General features: G+C 71.6%; 21 protein-coding genes. 12 read left to right on the forward strand and 9 right to left on the reverse strand.

Going from position 1 to position 23,252, the window contains the following annotated elements:
* Positions 1–145: 145 nt before the first annotated feature.
* Both ACR3IO_RS04630 and ACR3IO_RS04635 read left to right on the forward strand, forming a co-directional pair.
* Complete coding sequence (locus ACR3IO_RS04630; protein ID WP_434070002.1) at positions 146–1,843, forward strand: family 20 glycosylhydrolase; 1,698 nt, start codon at positions 146–148, stop codon at positions 1,841–1,843.
* 244 nt (positions 1,844–2,087) lie between these two features.
* Complete coding sequence (locus ACR3IO_RS04635) at positions 2,088–2,984, forward strand: DUF559 domain-containing protein (protein ID WP_434070003.1); 897 nt, start codon at positions 2,088–2,090, stop codon at positions 2,982–2,984.
* 179 nt (positions 2,985–3,163) lie between these two features.
* Here the strand turns inward: ACR3IO_RS04635 and ACR3IO_RS04640 are convergent, their stop codons facing one another.
* The 3 genes from ACR3IO_RS04640 to ACR3IO_RS04650 are packed head-to-tail and all read right to left on the reverse strand — an operon-like array spanning position 3,164 to position 6,369.
* A complete protein-coding gene (locus tag ACR3IO_RS04640) occupies positions 3,164–4,072 on the reverse strand; it encodes a carbohydrate ABC transporter permease (protein WP_434070004.1) in 909 nt (302 codons plus the stop codon).
* A 2-nt stretch (positions 4,073–4,074) separates the two neighbouring features.
* Positions 4,075–5,064, reverse strand: a complete 990-nt coding sequence (locus ACR3IO_RS04645; RefSeq protein WP_434070005.1) for a carbohydrate ABC transporter permease — start codon at positions 5,062–5,064, stop codon at positions 4,075–4,077.
* Between the two features lie 60 nt (positions 5,065–5,124).
* A complete protein-coding gene (locus ACR3IO_RS04650) occupies positions 5,125–6,369 on the reverse strand; it encodes an extracellular solute-binding protein (RefSeq protein WP_434070006.1) in 1,245 nt (414 codons plus the stop codon).
* Between the two features lie 399 nt (positions 6,370–6,768).
* Between ACR3IO_RS04650 and ACR3IO_RS04655 the strand changes: the two genes are divergently transcribed.
* The 9 genes from ACR3IO_RS04655 (at position 6,769) to ACR3IO_RS04695 (ending at position 16,004) form a co-directional block, all read left to right on the forward strand.
* The gene (locus ACR3IO_RS04655; RefSeq protein ID WP_434070563.1) at positions 6,769–7,638 is read left to right on the forward strand and encodes an SIS domain-containing protein; all 870 of its coding nucleotides are present in this window, start codon (positions 6,769–6,771) and stop codon (positions 7,636–7,638) included.
* A gap of 2 nt (positions 7,639–7,640) precedes the next feature.
* Complete coding sequence (locus tag ACR3IO_RS04660; protein WP_434070007.1) at positions 7,641–8,582, forward strand: ROK family protein; 942 nt, start codon at positions 7,641–7,643, stop codon at positions 8,580–8,582.
* On the forward strand, positions 8,579–9,562 hold the full coding sequence (locus ACR3IO_RS04665) for a 1-phosphofructokinase family hexose kinase (RefSeq protein WP_434070008.1): 984 nt from the start codon (positions 8,579–8,581) through the stop codon (positions 9,560–9,562). Before ACR3IO_RS04660 ends, ACR3IO_RS04665 begins: the two co-directional genes overlap by 4 nt.
* A complete protein-coding gene (locus ACR3IO_RS04670; RefSeq protein ID WP_434070009.1) occupies positions 9,559–10,413 on the forward strand; it encodes a class II fructose-bisphosphate aldolase in 855 nt (284 codons plus the stop codon). The genes ACR3IO_RS04665 and ACR3IO_RS04670 overlap by 4 nt, the downstream gene beginning before the upstream one ends.
* Positions 10,410–11,198, forward strand: a complete 789-nt coding sequence (locus ACR3IO_RS04675; protein WP_434070010.1) for a DeoR/GlpR family DNA-binding transcription regulator — start codon at positions 10,410–10,412, stop codon at positions 11,196–11,198. The genes ACR3IO_RS04670 and ACR3IO_RS04675 overlap by 4 nt, the downstream gene beginning before the upstream one ends.
* A complete protein-coding gene (locus ACR3IO_RS04680) occupies positions 11,195–12,352 on the forward strand; it encodes an N-acetylglucosamine-6-phosphate deacetylase (protein ID WP_434070011.1) in 1,158 nt (385 codons plus the stop codon). The genes ACR3IO_RS04675 and ACR3IO_RS04680 overlap by 4 nt, the downstream gene beginning before the upstream one ends.
* 386 nt (positions 12,353–12,738) lie before the next feature.
* Positions 12,739–14,634, forward strand: a complete 1,896-nt coding sequence (locus ACR3IO_RS04685) for a sigma-70 family RNA polymerase sigma factor (protein ID WP_434070012.1) — start codon at positions 12,739–12,741, stop codon at positions 14,632–14,634.
* Positions 14,635–14,678: 44 nt separating this feature from the next.
* Entirely contained in the window at positions 14,679–15,551 is an 873-nt protein-coding gene (gene purU / locus ACR3IO_RS04690; protein WP_434070013.1) for a formyltetrahydrofolate deformylase, read from the forward strand.
* A gap of 87 nt (positions 15,552–15,638) precedes the next feature.
* A complete protein-coding gene (locus ACR3IO_RS04695) occupies positions 15,639–16,004 on the forward strand; it encodes a YrdB family protein (RefSeq protein ID WP_434070014.1) in 366 nt (121 codons plus the stop codon).
* A 68-nt stretch (positions 16,005–16,072) separates the two neighbouring features.
* On the opposite strand, the gene ACR3IO_RS04700 is transcribed toward ACR3IO_RS04695, so the two are convergent.
* Positions 16,073–17,125, reverse strand: a complete 1,053-nt coding sequence (locus ACR3IO_RS04700; protein WP_434070015.1) for a hypothetical protein — start codon at positions 17,123–17,125, stop codon at positions 16,073–16,075.
* A gap of 133 nt (positions 17,126–17,258) precedes the next feature.
* Between ACR3IO_RS04700 and ACR3IO_RS04705 the strand changes: the two genes are divergently transcribed.
* Positions 17,259–17,849 carry a TetR/AcrR family transcriptional regulator gene (locus ACR3IO_RS04705; protein ID WP_434070016.1) on the forward strand — a complete coding sequence of 197 codons (591 nt, stop codon included), beginning with the start codon at positions 17,259–17,261 and terminating at the stop codon, positions 17,847–17,849.
* Between the two features lie 172 nt (positions 17,850–18,021).
* Here the strand turns inward: ACR3IO_RS04705 and ACR3IO_RS04710 are convergent, their stop codons facing one another.
* Genes ACR3IO_RS04710 through ACR3IO_RS04730 form a run of 5 tightly spaced genes read right to left on the reverse strand, consistent with a single transcriptional unit; the run spans position 18,022 to position 23,150 of the window.
* Positions 18,022–18,807 carry a glucosamine-6-phosphate deaminase gene (locus ACR3IO_RS04710; protein WP_434070017.1) on the reverse strand — a complete coding sequence of 262 codons (786 nt, stop codon included), beginning with the start codon at positions 18,805–18,807 and terminating at the stop codon, positions 18,022–18,024.
* Positions 18,792–19,718: an ROK family protein gene (locus ACR3IO_RS04715; RefSeq protein ID WP_434070018.1), complete on the reverse strand. Its 927-nt coding sequence runs from the start codon at positions 19,716–19,718 to the stop codon at positions 18,792–18,794. The genes ACR3IO_RS04710 and ACR3IO_RS04715 overlap by 16 nt, the downstream gene beginning before the upstream one ends.
* On the reverse strand, positions 19,715–21,244 hold the full coding sequence (locus ACR3IO_RS04720; protein WP_434070019.1) for a glycoside hydrolase family 3 protein: 1,530 nt from the start codon (positions 21,242–21,244) through the stop codon (positions 19,715–19,717). Before ACR3IO_RS04720 ends, ACR3IO_RS04715 begins: the two co-directional genes overlap by 4 nt.
* Positions 21,241–22,170: a carbohydrate ABC transporter permease gene (locus ACR3IO_RS04725; protein ID WP_434070020.1), complete on the reverse strand. Its 930-nt coding sequence runs from the start codon at positions 22,168–22,170 to the stop codon at positions 21,241–21,243. The genes ACR3IO_RS04720 and ACR3IO_RS04725 overlap by 4 nt, the downstream gene beginning before the upstream one ends.
* Positions 22,167–23,150, reverse strand: a complete 984-nt coding sequence (locus ACR3IO_RS04730; protein ID WP_434070021.1) for a carbohydrate ABC transporter permease — start codon at positions 23,148–23,150, stop codon at positions 22,167–22,169. The genes ACR3IO_RS04725 and ACR3IO_RS04730 overlap by 4 nt, the downstream gene beginning before the upstream one ends.
* Positions 23,151–23,252 lie beyond the last annotated feature (102 nt).

Raw genomic sequence — 23,252 nt, forward strand, 5'->3', positions numbered from 1 at the left:
CGCGCGCGGGCGGGTCGGCTCGTCGCAACCGTCCACGGAGCCGGGCTCTGCCCCTGTCGCCGGGCCTCGCCAGGTGGCAGGATGGGAGGCGCACCGCTCTGTTAGGAATCCTTCGCATTCCGGCGGTCGGACCATCCGAGGACGCATGCCACGCCGAACCCGCACCGCCGCCGCCATCGGACTCGCGGCGATCGCGATCGCCACCACCCTCACCGCGTGCACCGCGCCCGCACCAGCCCAGAACGGAGACGCCGTGACCGGCATCGTCCCCGCGCCCGTCAGCGCCGCCTACCCCGAGGGCGCCGCGCCCTTCACCCTCGAGGAGTCCAGCCGGCTCGTCGCCAACGGCGACGGCGCCGCAGCCGTCGCCGAGACGTTCGCCGCGCTCGCGCGCACCTCGACGGGCTTCGAGCTGCCCGTGGTCGACGGGTTCGAGGGCGACGAGGCCGCGGCATCCGACATCGCCTTCGTCGTCGCCGACGGCGAGGCACCCGACGGCGCCGCCGAAGGCTACACGCTCGAGTCCGGGCGAGACGGCGTGCGCCTGGCGGCCGACACCGCCGCCGGCCTGTTCCTCGCGACGCAGTCGCTGCGCCAGCTGCTGCCCGCCGAGATCGAGCGAACGGATGCCTCGAAGACGCCCGCCGGTGGATGGACGGTGCCCGCGGCTTCCGTCGCCGACGCGCCCCGCTTCGCCTACCGCGGGTCGATGCTCGACGTGGCGCGCCACTTCTTCCCCGTCGAGGACGTGCTGAGGCACATCGACCGCATCGCGCTGTTGAAGCTCAACGTGCTGCACCTGCACCTCACCGACGACCAGGGCTGGCGCATCCGCATCGACTCGTGGCCCGAGCTCACCGGCGCGGGCGCGGCGACCTCGGCCGGCGGCGACGGCGGCGGCTTCTACTCGAAGGAGGACTACCGGCGCATCGTCGAGTACGCGGCCGAGCGCTTCGTGACCGTCGTGCCCGAGGTCGACCTGCCCGGCCACACGAATGCCGCACTGCACGCCTACCCCGAACTGAACTGCGACGGCGTCGCGCCGAAGGCGTACGAGGGCGTCGAGGTCGGCTTCTCCTCGCTCTGCGCCTCGCCCGATCGCGCCGAGGCCACCGACCGGTTCCTCGCCGACGTGCTCGGCGAGCTCGCCGAGATGACGCCCGGCCCGTGGCTGCACGTCGGCGGCGACGAGTCGCTCGCCACGTCCGAGGCCGACTACCTCGACCTCGTGCGGCGCATCACCGCCGCCGGCGCGGCCACCGGCAAGACCCTCATCGGCTGGCACGAGATGGGCGCGTCGCGCGACCTGCCCGCCGGCACCGTCGGCCAGTACTGGGACTTCGTCGCCCCGCGCGAGGATGCCGCCGAGCTGACGACCTCGTTCGTCGAGCAGGGCGGACGCGTCATCCTCTCCCCCGCGGATGTCGCCTACCTCGACATGAAGTACCCCGACGACCCCGAGGGCCCGCTCGGCGGCAAGGTCGGCCAGCTCTGGGCCGACGGGCCGACGACCCTCGAGGAGGCGTACGGGTGGGAGCCCACCGCGATCGTCCCAGGCCTCGCCGAGGGCGACATCCTCGGCGTCGAGGCGCCCGTCTGGACGGAGACCATCGGCACGGCGCCCCACCTCGAGTTCATGGTCTTCCCGCGCCTCGCCGCCGTCGCGGAGATCGCCTGGTCGCCGGCGCCCTCCGCCGACGCCCTGGCCTCGGCCCCGCCCGTCGTCGAGGGCGGTGCGCGCGACGTCGACGACTTCCACGCCCGCCTCGCGGCGCTCGGCACCCACCTCGACGTGCTCGGCGTCAGCTTCCGCCGGGTCGGCGGGGTGCCCTGGGTGGACTGACCGGCGCGTCGCGGCTCGCTCTCGCACTCGCACTCAGCTCAGGCAATCGTGCGCAGCTCAGGCACTCGCGCGCAGCTCAGGCACATCCCACGCGGAACGGCCTGAGCAGCGCACGATTGCCTGAGAAGCGCGCGACGGCCCGGTCGTCGGCGACCCCTCCTCCCCAGGGCCGCGGACGCGGCATCTGCATTCGCGCAGGTGCGCCGGTGGTCGTCGAGCGGATGCCGGGCGCAAGACTCGCTCGATGCGCACATCTCTGACGGAGTGGCTCGATGCCGAGGGCGGCATCCGGCACGTCCAGCAGGCACTGCACGCGGGCCACACCAGGTACGCCATCCGCACCGCGGTCGCCGCAGGTTCCGTGCAGCGCCTGCGACGCGTCTGGCTCGCCACGTCGAGCGCGCCGCCGCTGCTGCGCATGGCGGCGTCGATCAACGGACGTGCGGCGTGCGTGAGCGCAGCTCGCCTCCACGGCCTGTGGACCATCGACGATGACCGGCCGCACGTCGCCGTCGCCCATGGGGCCTCGCGGTTCGACGCCGCCGGCGCCCATGTCCATTGGAACGCCGGCCCGCTCGGCACCCACCGCTTCGAGCTCGTGGAACCGGTGGTGGACGCACTCGTGCACGTCGCCGAATGCCGCCCGCTCGACCACGCGCTCGCGACCTGGGAGTCCGCGCTCCGACGACGAGCGGTCGACGCCCGATATCTCGCACGCCTGCCGCTGCGGCATGCCGCGGCACGACGCGTGCGCGACGGCGCCTCGCAGCTCTCGGACTCGGGCCTCGAGTCGATCGCGTTCGCGCGGCTCCGACGCATCGGGCTGCCGGTGCGCCAGCAGGTCCGGCTTCTGGGACATGCCGTCGACGGACTGATCGGATCGCACCTCGTGATCCAGATCGACGGGTTCGAGTTCCATCAGGATGCCGCGAGTCGGCGACGAGACATCGCACACGATCGGCGGCTCGCCTTGATGGGGTTCACCGTCCTGCGATTCGACTACCAGCAGGTGCTCTACCGCTGGGAGGAGATCGAGCTCCAGATCCGCTTGGCCGTCGCGATCGGGCTGCACGATGCGCGCGACATCCGCTCGTCAGGAGATCGCACGCTGCTCAGGCCGATTCGCACGAATTCTGCCTGAGCAGCGTTCGGATGTCTGCGGGCGGCGGGGAGGGTGCGGGGGCGAGGGGCGGACCGCAAGGGCGGGCGGCGGAGAGGGTGCGGGCCGGGAGCGCGGATGTAGGGGGCGCGGTGCAGTCGCGGAGGCGAGCGGATGCCGCGGGGCCGGCCCGCGGCATCCGCTCGGTGCGTGCGCCGGCGCTACTTCACGCTGCCGGCCGTGAGGCCGCCGACGAGGCGCTTCTCGATGATCATGAACAGGATGACGACGGGCACGATCGCCACGATCGAGACGCCGAACACGTAGTGCCAGCTCGTCTCGTACTGCCCGACGAACTTCGTGAGTGCGACCGAGAGCGGCTGGTTGCCGGCGGTCGAGAGGATCACGAGCGAGGCCGCGAACTCGTTCCAGCACGCGACGAACGTGAACACGATCGCGGTGACGATGCCGGGCCAGACGAGCGGCAGGCTGATCCTGAACAGCACCGTGAGCCGGCTCGCCCCGTCGATCTGGGCGGCCTCGTCGACCTCCTTCGGGATGCCGGCGAAGAAGGAGTGCATGATCCACACGGCGAAGGAGAGGTTGAACGCGGCGTTGATGAGGATCATCGCGGCCCACGTGTCGATGAGGTCGAGCGCGACGAACTGCCGGAACAGGCCGGAGGTCAGCACGGCGGGCTGGAGCATCTGCGTCACGATGACGAGGAAGAGGAAGACCATGCGGCCCGGGAACAGGAACCTCGCCGTGTAGTACGCCGCGGGCATCGCGACGAGCAGCACGAGGAGCGTCGCGAAGACCGCGATGACGATCGTCGAGATGAGGTTCTGCGGCAGCGGCGTCTCAGGGGTGGACCACATGTTGATGTAGTTCTCCCAATGCCACTCCGTGGGGAAGTAGGTGGGTTCCACCGAGCGGATCTGCGACTTCGTCTTCACGGAGCCGAAGAACATGATCGTGTACGGCAGCACGAAGATCAGGAGCACGATGAGCCCGGCGGCCATGCGCAGCACCACCTTGCCGAGCGGCACCTGGTCCTCGGTGTAGCGGCGCTTCCGAGCGGATGCCGCGGGCGGGTCGATCGTCTCGAACGCGGGTGCGGTGACGGCCACGATCAGACCTCCTTCATGGGCTTGACCACGCGCACGTAGACGGCGACGATCACGATGACGATGACGAACGCGACGACCGAGAGGGCGCTCGCGACATCGACCTTGTGCTGGTTCTGGATGTACTTGAAGATCATCGTCATGATCGTGTCGGCGTCGTAGCCGGGGATCGACCCGGTCATCACCTTCAGGATCGGCAGCGAGTTGAAGACGTTGATGATGTTGATGAGCACGGCGACCGCGATGGCGCCGCGGAGCTGCGGCAGCACGACGCCCCAGTAGGTGCGCACGGGTCCGGCGCCGTCCATCTTGGCGGCCTCGAGCACCTCGCCGGGCACGGTCTGCAGGCCGGCCAGGATCGTGTACGTCGTGAACGGCAGCGAGACGAAGATCGCGACGACGATCGACCAGGCGAAGGCGGTGGTCGGATTGCGCGTCCAGCCGTAGCCCTCGGGGGTGTCGACGAGCCCGACGTCGACGAGGAACTTGTTGATGATGCCGAAGTAGGGCTCGAGCCCGTAGTAGACGACCATCGTCGTCATGACGACGGATGCCGCCCACGGGATGATCACCGCGAGGCGCACGATGCGCCGCCCGGGGAACGCCTTGTTCAGGATCTGGGCGAGTCCGAGCGAGATGAGCACGGTCGCGGCGACGACCACGACGACCCAGACGATCGTGCGGCCGAAGATCGGCCAGAAGTAGGGGAACGAGAAGACCTCGACGTAGTTGGCGATGCCGGCCGAGCCCTTGTCGACCCCGGAGATCGAGATGTCGCGCGTCGAGTTGTAGAACATGACGACGGCGGGGTACAGCACCACGCCGAAGATGAGGATCAGGGCGGGCCCGATCCACGGGAGCGAGTGGAGCAGGTCGCGGCCGCGCCTCCGCTTGGGTGGTTGCGCGTCGGGCGAACCGGCCGCCGACGCCCCGGCGCGGGGGCGGCCGTCGGCCGCCCCCGCCCGGGTCGATGACACATCTGACGTGGTGCTCATGAGTCGGTGGTCACCGATCCCTCCGGGTCGTGCTCGTGCAGTCGGTTCAGGCGTTCAGGCTCAGCCGGCGTCGGCCTGGGCCTGGATCTCGGTCAGGACCTCCTGGGCCGGCTTCGTCTGGAGCTGGCCGAAGAGCGCCTTGAACGCGGCATCCGTGGCGGACCACTTGGGGTTGGTGCTCGGGTAGAACTGCGCGTCGGGAAGGACGTCGAGGAACGGCTTGAGGGTCTCCTCGCCCGAGAGCGCCTCGGCACCCGACTTGGTGACCGGGAGGAAGCCCTCGGCCTGCACCCACGGCACGTACACGTCGGACGTGTAGTAGTAGTCGAAGAACTTGGTGATCGCCTCCTGCTTGTCACCGTCGTTCTGGAAGGCCATGAGCTGGTCCATGACGCCGACGGTCATCGCGCTGCCGTCCTGGGTCGGGATCGGCACGATCGAGTAGTCGAGGTCGGGGTTGCCGTCCGCGATCTGGCCGACGGTCGGCGGAAGGCCGACCTGCATGCCGATCTTGCCCTGGATGAAGATGTCCATGAGCGGCGAGCGGTCGGTCGAGCCCGGGTCGGCCTGCGTGGCGCCCGCGTCGATCATCTTCTTGATCTGCTCGGCACCGGGCAGGTTCGCCGGGTCGTCGACCGTGATCGCGTCGGCGTCGCCGAACGTGCCGCCGCCGCCCCAGAGCCACACGGCCGCCTCGGCCTGGGCCTCCTCGGATCCGAGCGGCATGCCGTAGCCGGCGACGCCGTCGCCGAGCGCCGAGACCTTCGTCGCCGCGTCGAGCAGCTCGTCCCACGTGGTGGGGGCCGCGACGCCCGCCTGCTCGAGCAGGGCGTTGTTCACGAAGAGCGCACGGGCCGATGCGATGAGCGGCAGGGCGTACGCCGTGCCGTCGACCTCGGCGTTCGCGATGAACGAGTCCTGGAAGTCGGAGAACGTCTCGGACGACACGACGTCTTCGGCGGGGTACAGCAGCTCATCGGCCGCGTACCCGGCGAACGCGCCGCCGTTGAAGATGTCTGGCGCCTCGCCGCCCTGGATCTTCGTGGCGATGACGCTGTCGAGGTTGTCCCACGACTGGACCTCGAGCTCGACGTCGATGTCGGGGTTCGCGTCCTCGAATCCGGTGATGACGTCTTCCCAGAGGCCCTGGGTCGCATCGGAGTAGCTCGGGACGAGCATGTTCAGCGTCGTCTTGCCGGAGGCGCTGTCGTCGCCGTCGCCGCCGCCGAAGCCGCAGGATGCGAGTGTCATCGAGGCGACGGCCGCGATCGCGAACGCCGTGCCGAAGCGCAGTGACTTCTTCATGGATGGATTCCTCACTCTGGTGGATGGTGCACCGCGCAGGAACTGCTCACGCGACGGCGCGTACGTCGGATCGAGCATCGCGCAGCGGGTACGGATGCTGTTTCCTGAACGTTTCTCGGAATAAACGAGCAGGTTCGTTCAGTCCGTGTCGAGAACCTACGACGCGCGCCGACGGTCCGTCAAGACCTCGTGATTGATCGTTATCGAATTTGTTCAGAAACCTCACAAACTCGGCCGGCAGATTCGGGTACGCCGGAAAGCCGCATTGATATGATCGTTCGACAGCAGATACGGTCATCTGCAATCATTGAACGATCACGCTGATGCATCCGTCAGCCAACCACCCCGTCAGGAGCCGTACACGTGACATCGACGCCGATCCACCCCGCTGCAGCGCATATGGCGGCCGAGCTCGAATCCCAGCCGCAGACCTGGGCGCGAGCGGCCGGCCTCACCGACGAGCAGGCGGCCCTTCCGGCCCGCGGCGAGCGCATCGCGGTCATCGGATGCGGCACCTCGTGGTTCATGGCGCAGTCCTACGCCTGGCTCCGCGAATCGGGCGGCCACGGCGAGACCGACGCGTTCACGGCCTCCGAGGCCTTCGTCGACCGCGGCTACGACGCCGTCGTCGCGCTCACCCGCTCGGGCACGACGACCGAGGTGCTCCAGGTGGCCGAGCGACTCAAGGGCCGCGTGCGCACCATCGGCGTCATCGGCGACGCGGACTCGCCGCTGGTCGGCCTCGTCGACGAGGCGATCACGCTCCCCTTCGCCGACGAGCAGTCGGTCGTGCAGACCCGCTTCGCCACGACCGCGCTCGCCCTCTTCCGCGCCTCGCTCGGCGAGGACCTCGGCCGCACGGTGGCCGATGCCGAGACCGCCATCGCCGAGGCCCTCGACCCGGTCCTCGTCGACGCCGAGCAGTACTCGTTCCTCGGGCAGGGCTGGTCCGTCGGCCTCGCGCACGAGGCCGCACTGAAGATGCGCGAGGCGTCGCAGTCGTGGACCGAGTCCTACCCGTCGATGGAGTACCGCCACGGCCCGATCGCGATCGCCGCCCCGGGCCGGGTCACCTGGCAGTTCGGCGAGGCCCCGGTCGGCCTGGCCGACGACGTCCTGGCGACGGGCGCCCACTTCGAGGCCGGCACGCTCGACCCGATGGCCGAGCTCGTACGCGCCCAGCGAGTGGCCCTCGCCCGGGCCGTGGCGCGCGGCCTCGACCCCGACGCGCCGCGCAACCTCACCCGATCCGTCATCCTCGACGACTGACCATGGCCACCGCAGACGTCTCCGTGCTCGGGCCGGGCCCCGTCGTGCTCGCGTTCGACGTCGGCGGCACCGACACGAAGTCCGCGGTCATCGGCGCCGACGGCACCGTGCTCGGCCTGACCCGCACGCCGACCCCGCTCGACGGGGAGCGCACCGCCGAGGCCGTCGCCGCGCACCTCGCCCGTCTGGCGGGCGAACTCCGCGAGCGGCATCCCGATCTCCGACCGGCGGGCGCCGGCCTGCTCGTGCCCGGCATCGTCGACGCCGAGCGCGGCATCGGCGTCTACGCGAGCAACCTCGGCTGGCGCGACGCGCCGCTCAGGGACCTCGCCGAGGGCGCACTCGGCATGCCCGTGGCGTTCCATCACGACGTGACCGGTGCGAGCCTCGCCGAGCACCGCCTCGGCGCAGCGCGGGCCTTCGACGACGTCGTCGTGCTCGTGATCGGCACCGGCATCGCCGGTTCGCTGATCCTCGACGGCCGGCCGCACCTGGGCGGCGGGTACGCGGGCGAACTCGGCCACTCCCCCGTCGCCGACGGCCCGTTGTGCCCGTGCGGCGCATCCGGATGCCTCGAGGCCGTGGGTTCGGCCGGCGCGATCGTGCGGCGCTACGCCGAGCGCACCGGCACCGCGGTCGACGGCGCGCGCGACGTGCTCGCGCGCGCCGAGGCCGGCGACCCCGACGCGATCGCCGTCTGGGAAGGGGCGCTCGACGCGCTCGCCTTCGCGGTGTGCCAGCTCGCCGCGACGCTCGCGCCCGAGGCGGTCGTGATCGGCGGCGGGCTCTCCCGCGCCGGCGACGCGTTGTTCCTCCCGCTCGCGGCGCGCGTGGACGCCCGGCTGAGCTTCCACCGCCGTCCCAAGCTCGTGCCCGCGCAACTCGGCGGCAACGCCGGCCTGCTCGGTGCCGCGCTCATCGCCCGGGAGCGGGTCGGCGCATGATCCTCACCGTCACGCCGAATCCCGCGCTCGACCTGACGTGGGAGGTCGCCGGGCTCCATCCCGGCGAGACCCACCGGGTCGGCACCGGCATCGCGCGGGCGGGCGGCAAGGGCCTGAACGTCGCCCGCGTGCTGCACGCGCAGGGCCACGACGTGCTGGCCCTCACGACCGTCGGCGGCACGTCGGGCGCCGAGTTCGCCGCCGACCTCGCCGCGAGCGGCATCCCGCACCACCTGGTGCACGTCGCCGGCGCGACCAGGCGCAGCCTCGCGATCGTCGACACGGATGCCGCGGAGGCGTCGGTGCTGAACGAGTTCGGCGCCCCGCTCGGCGACGACGAGGTCGAGACCCTCCTCGCCCGGGCCCGGAGCTTCGCCCTCGAGGGGTCGTCGATCGCCGGCGTCGCCGCGATCTCCGGCAGCCTGCCCTCAGGGTTCTCCGCCGAGCACCTGACCGCGCTCGTCCGCGACCTCGCGGCCGGCGGCGTCCGCGTGATCGTCGACACGAGCGGTCCGTCGATGCTCGATGCGGCGCGCGCCGGGGCCTACGCCATGAAGCCCAACGCCGATGAGCTCGCCGCGGCGACCGGCCTCGACGATCCCGTGGCCGGCGCGCACGCGCTGCTCGACCTCGGCGCCCGCCTCGTCGTGGTCTCGCTCGGCTCCGACGGGCTGATGCTCGTCAGCCGCGCCGAGCGCGGCGTGCCCGTGCGCGCGCGCCTTCCACGGGCGCTGCGCGGCAACGCGACCGGTGCCGGTGACGCGGCCGTCGCCGCCATCGCGGCGTCGCTGCGCCTGCCCGTCGAGTTCGACGCCGACACGACCGAGGCGGCCACGGCCCGGCGCGGACTCGCCCGGCTCGCGACCGGCTGGTCGGCCTCCGCCGTGCTCGCCCCGCTCGCGGGCTCGCTCGCGCCGAACCACCGCGACCTCGAGTCCGAGGTCTTCGTCTCCGCCCCGCCCACCGAGGACCACGCATGACGCTCACCCCCACCCGCACCCTCCTCGACGAGGCCGCCGAGGCCGGCCGCGGCCTCGGCGCGTTCAACGTGCTGCACCTCGAGACGGCCGAGGCGCTCGTCGCCGCGGCCGAGCGGACGGGCCGTCCCGTCATCCTGCAGCTCTCGGAGAACTGCGTGGGCTACCACGGCGCCCTCGAGCCCATCGCGCTGGCGACGCTCTCGATCGCCGACGCGTCGAGCGCCCGCGTGGCCGTGCATCTCGACCACGCCGAGGACGCACAGCTCGCCCTCCGCGCGATCGACCTCGGCTTCGGCTCCGTGATGTACGACGGTGCGAAGCTCGAGTTCGCCGAGAACGTCGCGACGACCCGTCGAGTGGTCGCGCACGCGGCATCCGCCGGGGTGCTCGTCGAAGCCGAACTCGGCGAGATCGGCGGCAAGGACGGCGCCCACGCGCCCGGGGTGCGCACCGACCCCGACGAGGCGGCGCGATTCGTCGCCGAGACGGGCGTCGGCGCACTGGCCGTCGCCGTCGGCTCGTCGCACGCCATGGTCGAGCGCGTGGCCGCCATCGACCTCGACCTCATCGCCCGACTCCGGTCGGCCGTGCCGGTGCCGCTCGTGCTGCACGGCTCCTCGGGCGTGGGCGACGAGCTCATCGTCGAGGGCATCCGGGCGGGCCTCGTGAAGATCAACGTGTCGACGCACCTCAACGTGCAGTTCACGGGCGCGATCCGCGCCTACCTCGATGCGCACCCCACGACCGTAGACTCGCGGAAGGTCCTGGCCGCAGGCCGCGACGCCCTCGGCGTCGAGGCTGCGAGACTGCTCGACCTCTTCGGATCCGCAGGAAGGGATCGCACCGTATGAACCGTGCCGAGCGCCTCAGCGCCGTGCTCGACCTGCTCGCCGAGGACAACCAGGTCGAGGTCGAGCAGATCGTCGAGCGGCTCGGCGTCTCGCCGGCGACCGCCAGGCGCGACCTCGACGCCCTCGCCCAGCAGCAGCTGCTCACCCGCACCAGGGGCGGGGCGGTCGCCCACTCGGTCGCCTACGACCTGCCGATCCGGTACAAGAACCAGCAGAATCCCGACGCGAAGTCCGCGATCGCCCGCGCCGCGAGCGCCCTGGTGCCGCGCGGCGCGGTCATCGGCCTCTGCGGCGGCACCACGGCGACCGCCATCGCCGACGCGCTCATGTCGCGTGCCGACATCATGGAGCCGGCCACGGATCCCGGCCTGACCGTCGTCACGAACGCCCTCAACATCGCGATGCAGCTCGCCGTGCGCCCGCAGATCAAGACGGTCGTCACCGGCGGGGTCGTGCACGCCCGCTCCTACGAGCTCGTCGGCTCGTACGCCGACACCGTGCTCGGCAGCATCACGCTCGACCTGGCCTTCATCGGCGTCAACGGCATCGACGCCGTCGTCGGGCCGACCTCGCACGACGAGCGCGAGGCCGCCGTGAACACGCTCATGGCCTCGCGGGCCACCCACGCGGTGCTCGTCGCGGATTCCTCGAAGATCGACAAGCGCGCCTTCGCGGCGATCGGCCCCCGCCGGCTCTTCGCGACCGTCATCACCGATGACGGAGCGACCGCCGAGCAACGCCAACGTCTCGCCGAATACGGCTACGACGTTATCGTTGCCTCGTGAGCCCACGTTCCACCCTCATCCATTCCGCACGGCTGATCCGCCCGACCGGCGTCATCGACGACGCGTGGGTCCGATTCGAGGGCGACCGCGTGCTCGCCCAGGGCGTCGGCGACGGATGGCGCTCCGCAGCGGCGCCCGACGAGGCGACGACGGATGCCGCGGGCCGGCTGCTCTCGCCCGGGTTCATCGACATCCACTGCCACGGCGCCGGCGGTGCCGCGGCCGACGAGGGCCCCGAGGCGATCGAACGGATCCTCGCGGTCCACGGCGCACACGGCACCACGCGCACCGTCCTCTCGCTCGTGACGGCCGCGGTCGACGACCTCGTCGCCCAATTGCAGACCATCGCCTCGGTCGCGGCCCGTGACCCGCGCGTCCTCGGAGCCCATCTCGAGGGCCCCTTCCTCGACACCGAGTTCCGCGGGGCGCACGACCCGGGCCTGCTGCGAACAGCGGATGCGGCATCCGTCGACCGCCTGCTCGACGCGGCCGGCGGTTCGCTCCGCCAGATCACGATCGCGCCCGAGCACGAGGGCGCCGCCGAGGCCATCGCCAGGTTCACGACTGCCGGTGTGCGCGTCGCCGTCGGCCACACCGGTGCGGACTTCGAGACCTCGCTCGCCGCGTTCGACGCCGGCGCATCGCTGCTCACCCACGCGTTCAACGGCATGCGCGGCATCCATCACCGCATGCCCGGCCCCGTCGTCGCGGCCATGCGCGCGCCGCACGTCACCCTCGAGGTGATCAACGACGGCGTGCACGTGCATCCCGACGTGGTGCGCCTCGCCTTCGCCGGAGCCCCCAGGCGCATCGCGCTCATCACCGACGCCATGGCCGCGACCGGCTCGGCCGACGGCCGCTACCTGCTCGGATCACTCGAGGTCGACGTGGTGCAGGGCGTCGCACGACTCGTCGAGGGCGGATCGATCGCCGGCTCGACCCTCACGCAGGATGTCGCCCTGCGCCAGGCCGTGCAGGCCGCAGGGCTGCCGATCGAGGTCGCCGTCGCGGCGCTGACCGAGGTGCCGGCGGCCGCGATCGGCCGCGCACACGATCTCGGGCGCCTCGAGGCCGGCTACGGCGCCGATGCCGTCCTGCTCGGCGACGACCTCGCCGTCGAGGCGGTCTGGGGCGCCGGCGTCCGACTCGCCTGATCGCCGTCGCGGCTCGCGACGGCGTGCACGCGGCATCCGCTCGACCTGTCGCCCGGTGCATCGCCGCACCCGCCATGCCTCGAGCCCGGTGAGCGGATCCGCAGGCGTGTTCCCCTTCGCCTCCGGACCCGCTCCGGGCGACCGGCCACCCTTCCCACGGCCGTGCCGGTCGAGCGAGACCACGGACCGGGGCGAGCCCCGAACCGTCGTCCGCAAGGACTCCGCTCGGTCGCCCTCACTGGAGAGACGCGCCCGGTGTCGAATCATGACGCGGTGGACGGAGATTTCTGGTGGAATGGGCTTCAGCCCACCCCGACCGCGCCGTGATCAGCCCGCATCGTCGCTCGGCCGGGAGCACCCGAACACCCGATACCCGAGGAGGCGGCATGCCTCGCGTCCGCGAAGCGCCGTCGGCCGACGCCGCGCTCATCGAACGAACGCGCCGCGGCGACCGCGCCGCCTACGGCGAGCTCTGGCAGCGGCACGCGCCGGCCGCGCGCACCGTCGCCCGCTCGTTCAGCTCGCTCGACCCCGACGACCTCGTCTCGGAATCGTTCACGCGCATCTACGACATGCTGCTCGCGGGCGGCGGTCCGCAGGGGGCGTTCCGTCCGTACCTGTTCACGACCGTCCGCAACACGGCCGCGAGCTGGGGTCGTGCTCGGCACGAGACGACGCTCGAGACGCTGGAGTCCTTCGAGGATCCGAGCACGAACGACGCCGCGACGCTCGAGGCCCTCGACCGGTCGACGACCGCGCAGGCGTTCCGCTCCCTGCCGACGCGCTGGCAGGAGGTGCTCTGGTACTCCGAGGTCGAGCGCATGTCACCGGCGCAGATCGCCCCGCTCGTGGGCATGAGCGCGAACAGCACGGCGGCGCTCGCGTACCGCGCTCGTGAGGGCCTGCGCCAGGCGTGGATCCGCGCGCACCTGCGCGATGCGAAGAACGAACCCGAGTGCGATTGGAGCATCCAGCGCCTCGGCACGTACACGCGCGGCAAGCTCGGCAACCGCGAGACCGCCCGGCTCGAGGCCCACCTCGACGACTGCGCACGCTGCACGATCGTCGCCGCCGAGGCGCGCGAGGTCGGCTCCCGACTCGCCCTCGTGCTGCTCCCGCTCGTGGCGGGCGTCGGCGGCGCCACGGCGTACTCCGCATGGCTGTCGCAGGGCGCGCCCGTCTCGAACGTCGCGCTCGGCGCGGCCCCGATCGGCTTCACGGGCGACGGCGGCGCGGGCGGCGCGGCCTCGAGTGCGACGACGGGAACCGGCACCGGCGGCGCCGGAGCGAGCGGCGTCGGTGCCGGCGGAGCGAGTGCGGGCGGAGCGGGCGTGAGCGCCGCGGCGATCGGCGCGGGTGTCGGCGTGCTGACGCTCGCCGCCGCCGTCGTCGCGGTCGCCGTGGTGCTGCCGTCGTGGGCCCCCGCCGAGGCGGGGACCGCACCGGATGCCGCCGCGGCGGCGCCCGACCACTCCGTCGACACCGCGCCGCCTCCGTCGTCGTCGCCCGAATCGCAGCCCACGCCGATCGTGGATCCGGCGGAGCCCGGCGCGGAGGCCGACGGCCCCTCGGTCGTCCCGGTCCCGCCGTTCTCGCGTCCGGGCACCCGGCCGGCCGAACCCACGGCGCCCCCGTCCCCGGGCGAGCCGACGGTTCCGCGGCCCCTCGACCCCGGAGCGACGCCCGGACCGACGCCGAGCCCCACCCCGACGCCGACGCCGATCCCGACGCCGACGCCCACACCGACGCCGACGCCCGAGCCCGAGCCGCCCGTCGACACGGTGGCGGATCCCCCGAGCGTCGACTCGGCCGACACGGCCGGCGGGCTCGTCGACCCGATCCTGGCCGGTGCCGCCGAACCGGGCGCGCTCGTCGAGGCCGCCGTCGACGGACGCCTCCAGACCACGACGGCAGACGCTCAGGGCCGGTGGACGCTCGCCTTCCCCGACCTGCCGGCCGGCACGACGACGCTCGCGCTCACCCAGACGGATGCGGCGGGCAACCGCTCCGCGGCCGCCCTCGTCCCGATCACGCTGTCGAGCCCGCAACTCGTGCTCAGCCCCGATCGCGGCGGCTGGCGCGGCGAGTACCGCGGCGCGCCCGGAACCACGGTCGAGCTGCGCATCGGCCGGTGGCTCAGCCGCGACGTGCTCCTCGACGGCAACGGCCGGGCCGTGGCATCCGGGAACCTGATCGAGTTGATCTCGAACTTCGCCGAGGTCAGCGTGCGCTACACGTCGGGAGACCGCACGGGGCCGGCCGCGGGCATCACTCGCGGCTGACCGCCGCGAACGGCCGGCGGCGCCCTCCCCGGTACGCTGGGCGGATGACCTCGGCCGCCGCTCACGAACACCTGAACCACTGGGTCCTGACCCTCAGTTGCCTCGACTCGCCCGGCATCGTGCACGCCATCAGCGGCGCGATCGTCGCCGCCCGGGGCAACATCACCGAGAGCCAGCAGTTCGCGAGCCTCGACACCGGCCGGTTCTTCATGCGCGTGCAGATCGAGTCGCCCGCGCAGCGCGACGAGTTCGAGGCCGCCCTGCTGCCCATCACGGCCCGCTGGAACATGACCTGGGACCTCGACGAGGTGGGCCGGCCCCTGCGAACGCTCGTGCTCGCCTCGACCGCGGGGCACTGCGTCAACGACCTGCTCTTCCGCCAGCACGCGGGCCAGCTGCCCATCGAGATCCCGCTCGTGCTCTCCAACCACGGCACGCTGCGCGACCTCGTCGACTTCTACGGCGTCCCGTTCGAGGCTGTCGCGGTGACCTCCCCCGAGGCGAAGTCCGCGTTCGAGGCGCGCGTGCTCGAGGCGGTCGACGCCCACGCCATCGAGCTGGTCGTCCTGGCCCGGTACATGCAGATCCTCTCCCCCGAGCTGTGCGAGGCGCTCGCCGGCCGATGCATCAACATCCACCACTCGTTCCTCCCCGGCTTCAAGGGTGCGAACCCGTACCGGCAGGCCCACGGACGCGGCGTCAAGCTCATCGGCGCGACCGCGCACTTCGTCACGAGCGACCTCGACGAGGGCCCCATCATCGAGCAGAACGTGGTGCGCGTCGACCACTCGCGCTCGGTCTCCGAACTCGTCGCCATCGGTCAAGACGAGGAGAGCCGCACGCTCAGCCAGGCGGTCAAGTGGTTCGCGGAGCGCCGCGTGCTGCTCGACGGGGCGCGCACGATCATCTTCCGATGACGACGGCGCGAACGTGCCCCTCGCCTCGCCCTCGGTGAAACCGGGCGAGGCGGAACCACGGCCCGGCTCGAAGTAGGCTGGGTACCCGTGAGCACCGCACCATCGCAGCCCCAGCCCAAGATCGGCCCGAACGACATCCTCCGCTTCCTGCTGGAGCTGTTCGCCTTCGTCAGCCTCGGCATCTGGGGCTTCCTGGCCTTCCCGCTGCCCTGGCCCGGCATCCTCGTCGGCCTCGGCGCCCCCGCCCTCGCGATCCTGGCGTGGGCGCTCTTCCTCTCGCCGAAGGCCGTGTTCCAGATCGACGTGTTCGGCCAGGCCCTCGTCGAGATCGTCATCTTCACGTGCGCCGCGATCGGATGGTGGATGCTCGGCCAGCCGGTCGTCGCCGTCGTGTTCGCGGTGGTCGCCGCGATCAGCGGACTGATCCACGGACGGCGCCGACTGGCCGACTGACCGGTCGCCGCGAGACGCGGAACGGCCCCGGGATCCGATGGATCCCGGGGCCGTTCGCACACCCGGACTCAGACGGCGACCGCCGCCTCCGCGTCGGGCTCGGCTCCGCCCGCCGTGCGAAAGTGCCCGATGATCGACAGCAGCAGGCCGCCGACCGTCCACGCACCCAGGACGAGCCAGGGGAACGAGGCATCGGCCTCGGGGAAGTACGACAGGTCGCGCAGGAGGGTCGCTGCGGCACCCGGCGGGAACCACTGGCCCACCTCGCCCCACGGCGCCACCAGGAACTCCTTGGGCGCGTTGGCGCTCGAGAGGGGGTTCGCGAAGAGCAGCATCACGAGTGGCCCGAAGGCGATGCCGGCGCGACCGATGAGCGCGACGAACCCGGTGATCGGCGCGGCGATGGCCGTGAGCGCGAGGCCGATGGCCGCGGCATCCGCCCAGTAGCCGCCCTGCAGCGACCCGAACCAGCCGCCGAGGACCGCCGAGAGGACGAGGCCGCCCGCCACGCCGTACACGACCACCGCGAAGACGCGGCGGAGTGCGCCGATCACGAGGAACGAGATCGCGATGCCGCCGATCATGCCGCCGAGCACGAGCGGGAAGATGGAGGTCGCGATGCCGGTGCCGCGCGGGTCGCTCTCTGCGAGCGGGACGAGGTCGGTGACGACGACCTCGACGGTCGCCGGTGCGGGCGCTCCTGCCGCGGCCGCGGCGGCCTGCATCTGCGCGTTCAGGCCCTCCTGCAGGCTCGCGGCGACCCCGGTGAGCATCTGGGCGACGACGGTGCTGCCGCCCGAGGCGATCAGCACCTCGGGCTCCGGCCCGAGGATCACGGCGCCGTAGACGTCGCGCTGCTCGATCGCCTCGACGGCGGCCGCGCGGTCGTCGACGGTCTCGAGCGCGATGGCGCCGTCTGCCTTCTCGTCGATCGCCTCGGATGCCGCCTCAACGGCTTCGGCGGGCCCGGCGAGCGCGACCGGCAGGTCCTTCGGGTCGGCGGTGACGGTCGGCCACGAGAAGGCCAGCACGATCACGCCGACCAGGGCGACGAGCGCGAGTGCGATCGCCGTGACACGCAGCAGCGGCGTGTGCGCCTTCATCGCGTCGGGATGCGACATGGTTCCTCCATAAAAAGCGAATGTTCGTTCTTTATTATGCGCCCGCCCAGTATGCTTGTCAAAGAACGTCCGTTCGGTTTCAGAACGTCCGTTCGGTTTCAGGACGTCCGCCCGGTTCTCAGGAGGAGCCCGAATGCCCAAGGTCACCGATGCCCACCGCGCCGCTCGCCGCGACGAGATCATCGATGCCGCGCTGCGCTGCTTCAGCGAACGGGGCATCCAGCGCACCTCGATGGCCGACGTCATCGAGGCGTCGGGCCTATCGGCCGGTGCGATCTACGGGCACTTCGCCGGCAAGAAGGAACTCTTCTCCGCGACGGCCGATCGCGTGCTGAACGCCCGCGGCGCCGAGCTCGACGCCCTTCGGGCGGACGGCGACGTGCCCTCCCCCGGCGACCTCATGGCCACCGTGCTGCGCGGCATCGACCGCGAGCCGTTCGGGCAGGTCATCGTGCAGCTCTGGGGCGAGGCGGCCGCCGACGACGAGATCCGCACGCTCGTGCAGGGCGTGTTCGCCCGGCTCCGCGCCCTGATCGAAGCGAACCTGCTGATGTGGGCCGAGGCCGACCCCGACCGGGTCGACGGGTCGCCCGAGGCCTGGGCGGCGCGCGTCGCCCCCGCCGTGCTCGGCATGGGACCGGGCTTCCTCCTGCAGCGTTCACTGCTCGACGGCTTCGACGCCGATGCCTACATCGAGGCGATGCGGGAGCTCCTCCCCCGCTGAGCCGGTCGGGCGTCCACGGTGCCGGAGCTGATGGCGCCCGGCGCAGGAGCTGGTGGCGCCCGGCGCCGATTCGCGAACCACGCCGCGGTGCGGGCCGGAGACGACGGATGCCGCGGTGCGGCGCCTCAGCGCACGCCCCGCGGCATCCGACCCGGTCGGGTCGCCGGTGGGCTCAGATGCCCTGCCAGGCGGGCTTGTTGTTCCAGGCGTGGCGGTAGTACGAGAGGTTCTCGAGCTTCGCGGCCGCGGCCTCGTCGACGATCACGGTCGTGTGCGGGTGCAGCTGCACCGCCGAACCGGGCTGGCTCGCCGTGACGGGGCCCTCGACGGCAGCCGCGATCGCATCGGCCTTGGCCTCGCCGAACGCGAGCAGCACGAGGTGCCGGGCGCGCAGGATCGTGCCGATGCCCTGCGTGATGCAGTGCATCGGGACGTCCTCGGGAGCGTCGAAGAATCGTGCGTTGTCGGCCCGCGTCGGCTCGGTGAGCGTCTTCACGCGCGTGAGCGAGGCGAGCGAGGATCCCGGCTCGTTGAAGCCGATGTGCCCGGTGCGGCCGATGCCGAGGATCTGCAGGTCGACGCCGCCCGCCGCCGTGATCGCCGCCTCGTAGTCGGCGCCGGCGTGCTCGACCGTGGACGGATCGCCGTTCGGCACGCGCACGAGCTCGGGCGTGAGCCCGAGCGGCTCGACGACTTCGCGCGTGATGACCGCGCGATAGCTCTCGGGGTGTCCGGCCGGCAGCCCGACGTACTCGTCGAGCGCGAAGCCGCGGACGCCGCGGACGTCGATCGCGTCATCGGCGATGCGCGTCGCGAGCGCACGGTACGTCGCCAGCGGCGTCGAGCCCGTGGCCAGCCCGAGGACGGCATCGGGCTTGCGTCGGATGAGCGAGGCGATCGCGTCGGCGACGAGCGCGCCGGCGGCCTGCTCGTCGGCGACGATTACGAGTTCTGCCATGAGGGTTCTCCTACCAGCGCTGCGCCAACGGCGGCCGCCGGGAATCCGAGGGGAATGACCTGCACGCGATCCGCGAGGTCGGTGGAGGCGAGGAACGCGGAGTCCCCCGACCACTCGTTCAGGATACGGCGAACGCCGAGCAGGAGCGGCTCGCCGAGCGCCGCGAGTCCGCCGCCGATGACGATGTCGTCGACGTCGGTCGTGAGCGCCAGCAGGCGCACCGCGGATGCCGCGCCCCGGAGGAACTGCTCGCGCACCTCGACGGCGCGCGGATCGCCGGATTCGGCGAGGTCGAAGAGCTCGCGCGCCGGGAGGGGGTGCTCGGTCGGCCACATGCGGGTTATCGCGGAACCGGAGGCGAGGGTCTCGAGGCAGCCGCGCTGGCCGCAGCTGCAGAGCACGCCCGCGGGATCGACGGGGATGTGGCCGATCTCGCCCGCGACGCCGTGACCGCCGCGCAGGAGTTCACCGTTAAGCACGATGCCCGCGGCGAGCCCGGTTCCGAGGTTCAGGTACGCCATCGAGTGCGCGGTCACGCCGTCGGCGACGCCCAGGAGGTGATGCGCCCCCAGGGCGGCGGCCTTCACGTCGTTCTCGACGCGGACGCCGACCCCGAGCTCGGCCGAGAGGCGCGGGCCGAGGTCGAGGCCCTCGAGCCCGAGATTCACGGCGTGCTCGACCCGGCCCGTCGCGGTGTCGACCGCCCCGGGGATGCCGATGCCGATCGAGTCGAACGACGACGCGTCGACGCCCGCGAGCTCGCTCATGCGCCGCACGACCTGTCGCGCCGTCGAGAGCACGGCCGGACCGCCGAACCCGGTGGGCAGGCGCACGAGGTCGCTGAGCTCGCCGTCGGCGCCGATCGCGACGGCCGCGGTCTTCGTGCCGCCGATGTCGATGCCGAGCCTCATGCCACGTCCACCGGAGCCGGGGCGAGCGCGGTGCCCACGAACGAGAGCAGCACCTCGCCGAGGAGCCGCGAGGCGCCGAACGTCGCGACGTCGGCGTACGCCCGATCGTTGGAGGGCCAGCCCATGTCGACCGTCACGACGTCGTCGCGCGACGCGCGCAGCCGCTCGATCGCATCGACCGCGAACGGATGCCGGTGCAGGTCCTTGCCCACGACGAGCACGGGACCCGCCAGTGCGTCGACCTCGTCGAGCCGCCGCCCGTCGGAGACGGCGACGAGTTGGGCGTCGGCGAACCAGGCGGGGGCGCCGTCGACCGATGAGGACGCGAACGGTCCCCACGGGGCCACTCCCACGGCGATGTTCGCGACGGTGTCGATGCGGACGATCGTGCCGATGCGGTCGGCGGCCGAGAGGCGCGTGCGCGCGGCATCCGTCACCTCGAAGGACGCGGCGAAGGCGGCGAGCTCGCCCTCATCGTGCAGGGGCTCGAGGCCCGCGACCGTCTCGGGGACCGCGGGAACGTCGGCGCTGAGGGCGCGCACGCGTGCGGCGGCCTCAGCGATGCGCTCGGCCGGAAGGCGTCCGGCCGAGACGGCGGCCTCGATCGCCGCGACGATGTCGTCCATCTGCGCGTCGGTGTTCTCCGAGCCGATGCAGAGCAGGTCGCAACCGGCGGCGAGCGCGCGCACGGCAGCCTCGGGGATGCCATGCACGCCGCTCGCCCCCTTCATGTCGAGGGCGTCGCTGACGATGACGCCCTCGAACCCCATCTCCTCGCGGAGCAGGCCTTGCAGGATGCGAGGAGAGAGGGTGGCCGGGTTCTCCGCATCGAGCTGCGGGAGCAGGATGTGGCTGGTCATGATGGTGCGCGTTCCCGCGGCGATCGCCGCGCGGAACGGCACGAGCTCGCGCTCGCGGAGCACCTCGAGGGGCTCGTCGACGACGGGCAGCGCGAGGTGCGAGTCGGTCGCGGTGTCGCCGTGGCCCGGGAAGTGCTTGGCGCTCGCGGCGACGCGGGTCGACTGCACGCCGCGGATCCATGCCGACGTGTGCCGCGCGGCGAGTTCGGGGTCGGTGCCGAAGCTACGCACGCCGATGACGGGATTGTCGGGGTTGGAGTTCACGTCGACGTCGGGGGCGAACGTCACGGTGCATCCCGTGGCCGCCAGCGCCGCGCCGACCTCGCGGGCGACCCGCTCGGTCAGCCCGGTGTCGTCGAGCCGGCCGAGCACCGCGTTGCCGGGGTACGGCGCGCCGCGGTCGTAGAAGAGGCGCGTGACGTCGCCGCCCTCCTCGTCGATGGCCACGACGGCGAGCGGGTTGGCCTCACGGAGGCTCGCGTTGAGCGAGCGCAACTGCTCGGCGTCGACGATGTTCGGCCCGAAGACGCACACGCCGCCCAGTCCGTCGCGGAGCCTGGCGAGCAGCCACTCCGGCGCGGTCGTGCCGACGAAGCCCGGGAGCAGGGTCGTGTGGATGTCCCGACGCAGCCCCGAGGCCGCGTCGGTGTGGTGCGACGCGTTCATCCCTTGACGGCTCCGCTCACGAGGCCGCCGGTCATGCGGCCCTGCACGAAGAGGAAGAAGATCACCACGGGCAGCGCGATGAGCGTGGACCCGGCCATGACGGCACCCCAGTTGGTGGCCTCGGTCGCCGACTGGAAGGAGTTCAGCCACGGCGGCAGGGTGAGGTTGTAGCCCTTGAGGAAGAGGAGCGCCATGAGGAACTCGTTCCAGCTCTGGATGAAGGCGAAGATGCCGGTCGACACGAGCCCCGGTGCGAGCAGCGGGAACGTGACCTTCCAGAACGCCTGCGCCTTGGTGCAGCCGTCGATCTGGGCGGCCTCCTCGAGCTCGGCGGGCACGCCGGCGACGAAGCCGCGGAGGGTCCAGATCGTGAAGGGCACGACGGATGCGAGGTGCACGATGAACAGTCCGATGAGGGTGTTCATGAGGCGCCAGTCGTCGACCATGTTGTAGATCGTGTACATCATCGCCTCGCCGGGCACCATCTGCACGACGAGCACGCTGACGATGAACACGTAGCGACCACGGAAGGCGAAGCGGGCGAGCGCGATCGACGCGAGGAACGCGAAGATGCCGCAGACCACGACGACCGAGAGCGCGACGATCAGGCTCGACGCGAGCGCGTGCGGGAAGTCCGTCTGGCCGGGGGCCGCCTCGCGCGACCAGGCCGTCACGTAGTTCTTGAACGTGAAGTCGAGCGGGAAGAAGCTCGGATTGCGGCTGATGATCTGGTTCGACGGGGTGAACGACATGTTCACCATCCAGTAGACCGGGAAGACCGAGCAGAGGAACACCAGGATCGCGACGGTGTTGATCAGGGCCTTCGGAGCGCGGCGGCGATGCGTGCGGCGGTCCTTGAGGGTGCCGGGCGTCATGCGCCCCGGGGTCTCGGCGAGCTGGACGGCGGGAGAGATCTGCGTGGTCACGCTTCCTCCTCCTTCAGGCTGGAACGGACGTTGTAGTAGGAGATGCCCATGAGGAGGATGACCATGAACACGCCGATGGCGGCGGTCACGCCGAACTCGCCGAGCCCCTGCCGGAACAGGTAGGTGCCGAGCACGTTCGTCTCGGAGACGAGGCCGCCCTGCTGCTGCAACGCGTAGACCTGCGTGAAGATGCGGAGGTTCCAGATCGTCTCGAGCACGATCACGGCCGTGAGCACGTTGCGCATGTACGGCAGCACGATGAGCCGGAACCGCTGCCGCCCATTCGCGCCGTCGAGCTGCGAGGCCTCGAGCACCTCGTCGGGCACCTGGCCCAACCCTGCGTAGAACGTGAAGGCCGCGAAGGGAATGCTCTGCCAGACGATGATGATGACGAGGACCATCATGAAGGACCAGGGGTTGGCGAGCCAGCTGTGGCCACGGAAGTCCTGCGTGCCGGTGAGGGTGTTCAGGACCCAGTTGACGAGTCCGTAGTCGGTGTCGAAGATCCACCCCCAGACGACGGTCGCCGACAGCGGCGGCATCGCCCAGGCGAGCAGCAGGCCGACGGAGACGAGCAGTCGCCAGCCCTTCGTGAGGCGCAGCATGAGCAGCGCGATCAGCATGCCGACCGCGACGATGAGCACGGTCAGCACGACCATGAGGCCGAGGCTTCGGGCGAGCACGGCCGGGAAGTCGGACTTGGTGAAGACCTCGAGGTAGTTGTCGAATCCGACGAAGTTCGCCGGGGTGTCGAGCATCTTGTTCTTGATCTCGAGGTCGGTGAACGAGGTGATGAACATGACGATCGTCGGGTAGACGACCATCACGGCCAGCAACACGATGCTGGGGGCGAGCAGCATCCACGGCGCGAACGGGAACTTCTTCTTCTTGGGGGCACGACCTGCGGCGGCATCGGGTCGTGGAGGGCGGGTACCGGGCGTGCGCGGCGCTGCGTCGTATTCCGTGAGGGTTGCGCTCATCGGCTGCTCCTCGGGTGGTGCGCGGCGGACCGCGGTGGGACTGATGGTACGCCGGTCGTGGGGTGATCCCGGCAGGGGAACGGGGGGCGGAGCTGTGTGGGA

This window comes from Agromyces sp. Marseille-Q5079, assembly GCF_051016555.1.
In the GTDB taxonomy this organism is placed as follows: Bacteria; Actinomycetota; Actinomycetes; order Actinomycetales; family Microbacteriaceae; genus Agromyces.

Excerpts from the sequence above, each read along its gene's own strand:
- ACR3IO_RS04645 (WP_434070005.1), bottom strand. The coding sequence starts at position 5,064 with ATGAGCACCACGTCAGATGTGTCATCGACCCGGGCGGGGGCGGCCGAC.
- purU (WP_434070013.1), top strand. The coding sequence starts at position 14,679 with ATGACCTCGGCCGCCGCTCACGAACACCTGAACCACTGGGTCCTGACC.
- ACR3IO_RS04730 (WP_434070021.1), bottom strand. The coding sequence starts at position 23,150 with ATGAGCGCAACCCTCACGGAATACGACGCAGCGCCGCGCACGCCCGGT.
- ACR3IO_RS04685 (WP_434070012.1), top strand. The coding sequence starts at position 12,739 with ATGCCTCGCGTCCGCGAAGCGCCGTCGGCCGACGCCGCGCTCATCGAA.
- ACR3IO_RS04710 (WP_434070017.1), bottom strand. The coding sequence starts at position 18,807 with ATGGCAGAACTCGTAATCGTCGCCGACGAGCAGGCCGCCGGCGCGCTC.
- ACR3IO_RS04675 (WP_434070010.1), top strand. The coding sequence starts at position 10,410 with ATGAACCGTGCCGAGCGCCTCAGCGCCGTGCTCGACCTGCTCGCCGAG.
- ACR3IO_RS04660 (WP_434070007.1), top strand. The coding sequence starts at position 7,641 with ATGGCCACCGCAGACGTCTCCGTGCTCGGGCCGGGCCCCGTCGTGCTC.
- ACR3IO_RS04720 (WP_434070019.1), bottom strand. The coding sequence starts at position 21,244 with ATGAACGCGTCGCACCACACCGACGCGGCCTCGGGGCTGCGTCGGGAC.
- ACR3IO_RS04665 (WP_434070008.1), top strand. The coding sequence starts at position 8,579 with ATGATCCTCACCGTCACGCCGAATCCCGCGCTCGACCTGACGTGGGAG.
- ACR3IO_RS04635 (WP_434070003.1), top strand. The coding sequence starts at position 2,088 with ATGCGCACATCTCTGACGGAGTGGCTCGATGCCGAGGGCGGCATCCGG.
- ACR3IO_RS04655 (WP_434070563.1), top strand. The coding sequence starts at position 6,769 with ATGGCGGCCGAGCTCGAATCCCAGCCGCAGACCTGGGCGCGAGCGGCC.
- ACR3IO_RS04715 (WP_434070018.1), bottom strand. The coding sequence starts at position 19,718 with ATGAGGCTCGGCATCGACATCGGCGGCACGAAGACCGCGGCCGTCGCG.
- ACR3IO_RS04705 (WP_434070016.1), top strand. The coding sequence starts at position 17,259 with ATGCCCAAGGTCACCGATGCCCACCGCGCCGCTCGCCGCGACGAGATC.
- ACR3IO_RS04670 (WP_434070009.1), top strand. The coding sequence starts at position 9,559 with ATGACGCTCACCCCCACCCGCACCCTCCTCGACGAGGCCGCCGAGGCC.
- ACR3IO_RS04650 (WP_434070006.1), bottom strand. The coding sequence starts at position 6,369 with ATGAAGAAGTCACTGCGCTTCGGCACGGCGTTCGCGATCGCGGCCGTC.
- ACR3IO_RS04630 (WP_434070002.1), top strand. The coding sequence starts at position 146 with ATGCCACGCCGAACCCGCACCGCCGCCGCCATCGGACTCGCGGCGATC.
- ACR3IO_RS04700 (WP_434070015.1), bottom strand. The coding sequence starts at position 17,125 with ATGTCGCATCCCGACGCGATGAAGGCGCACACGCCGCTGCTGCGTGTC.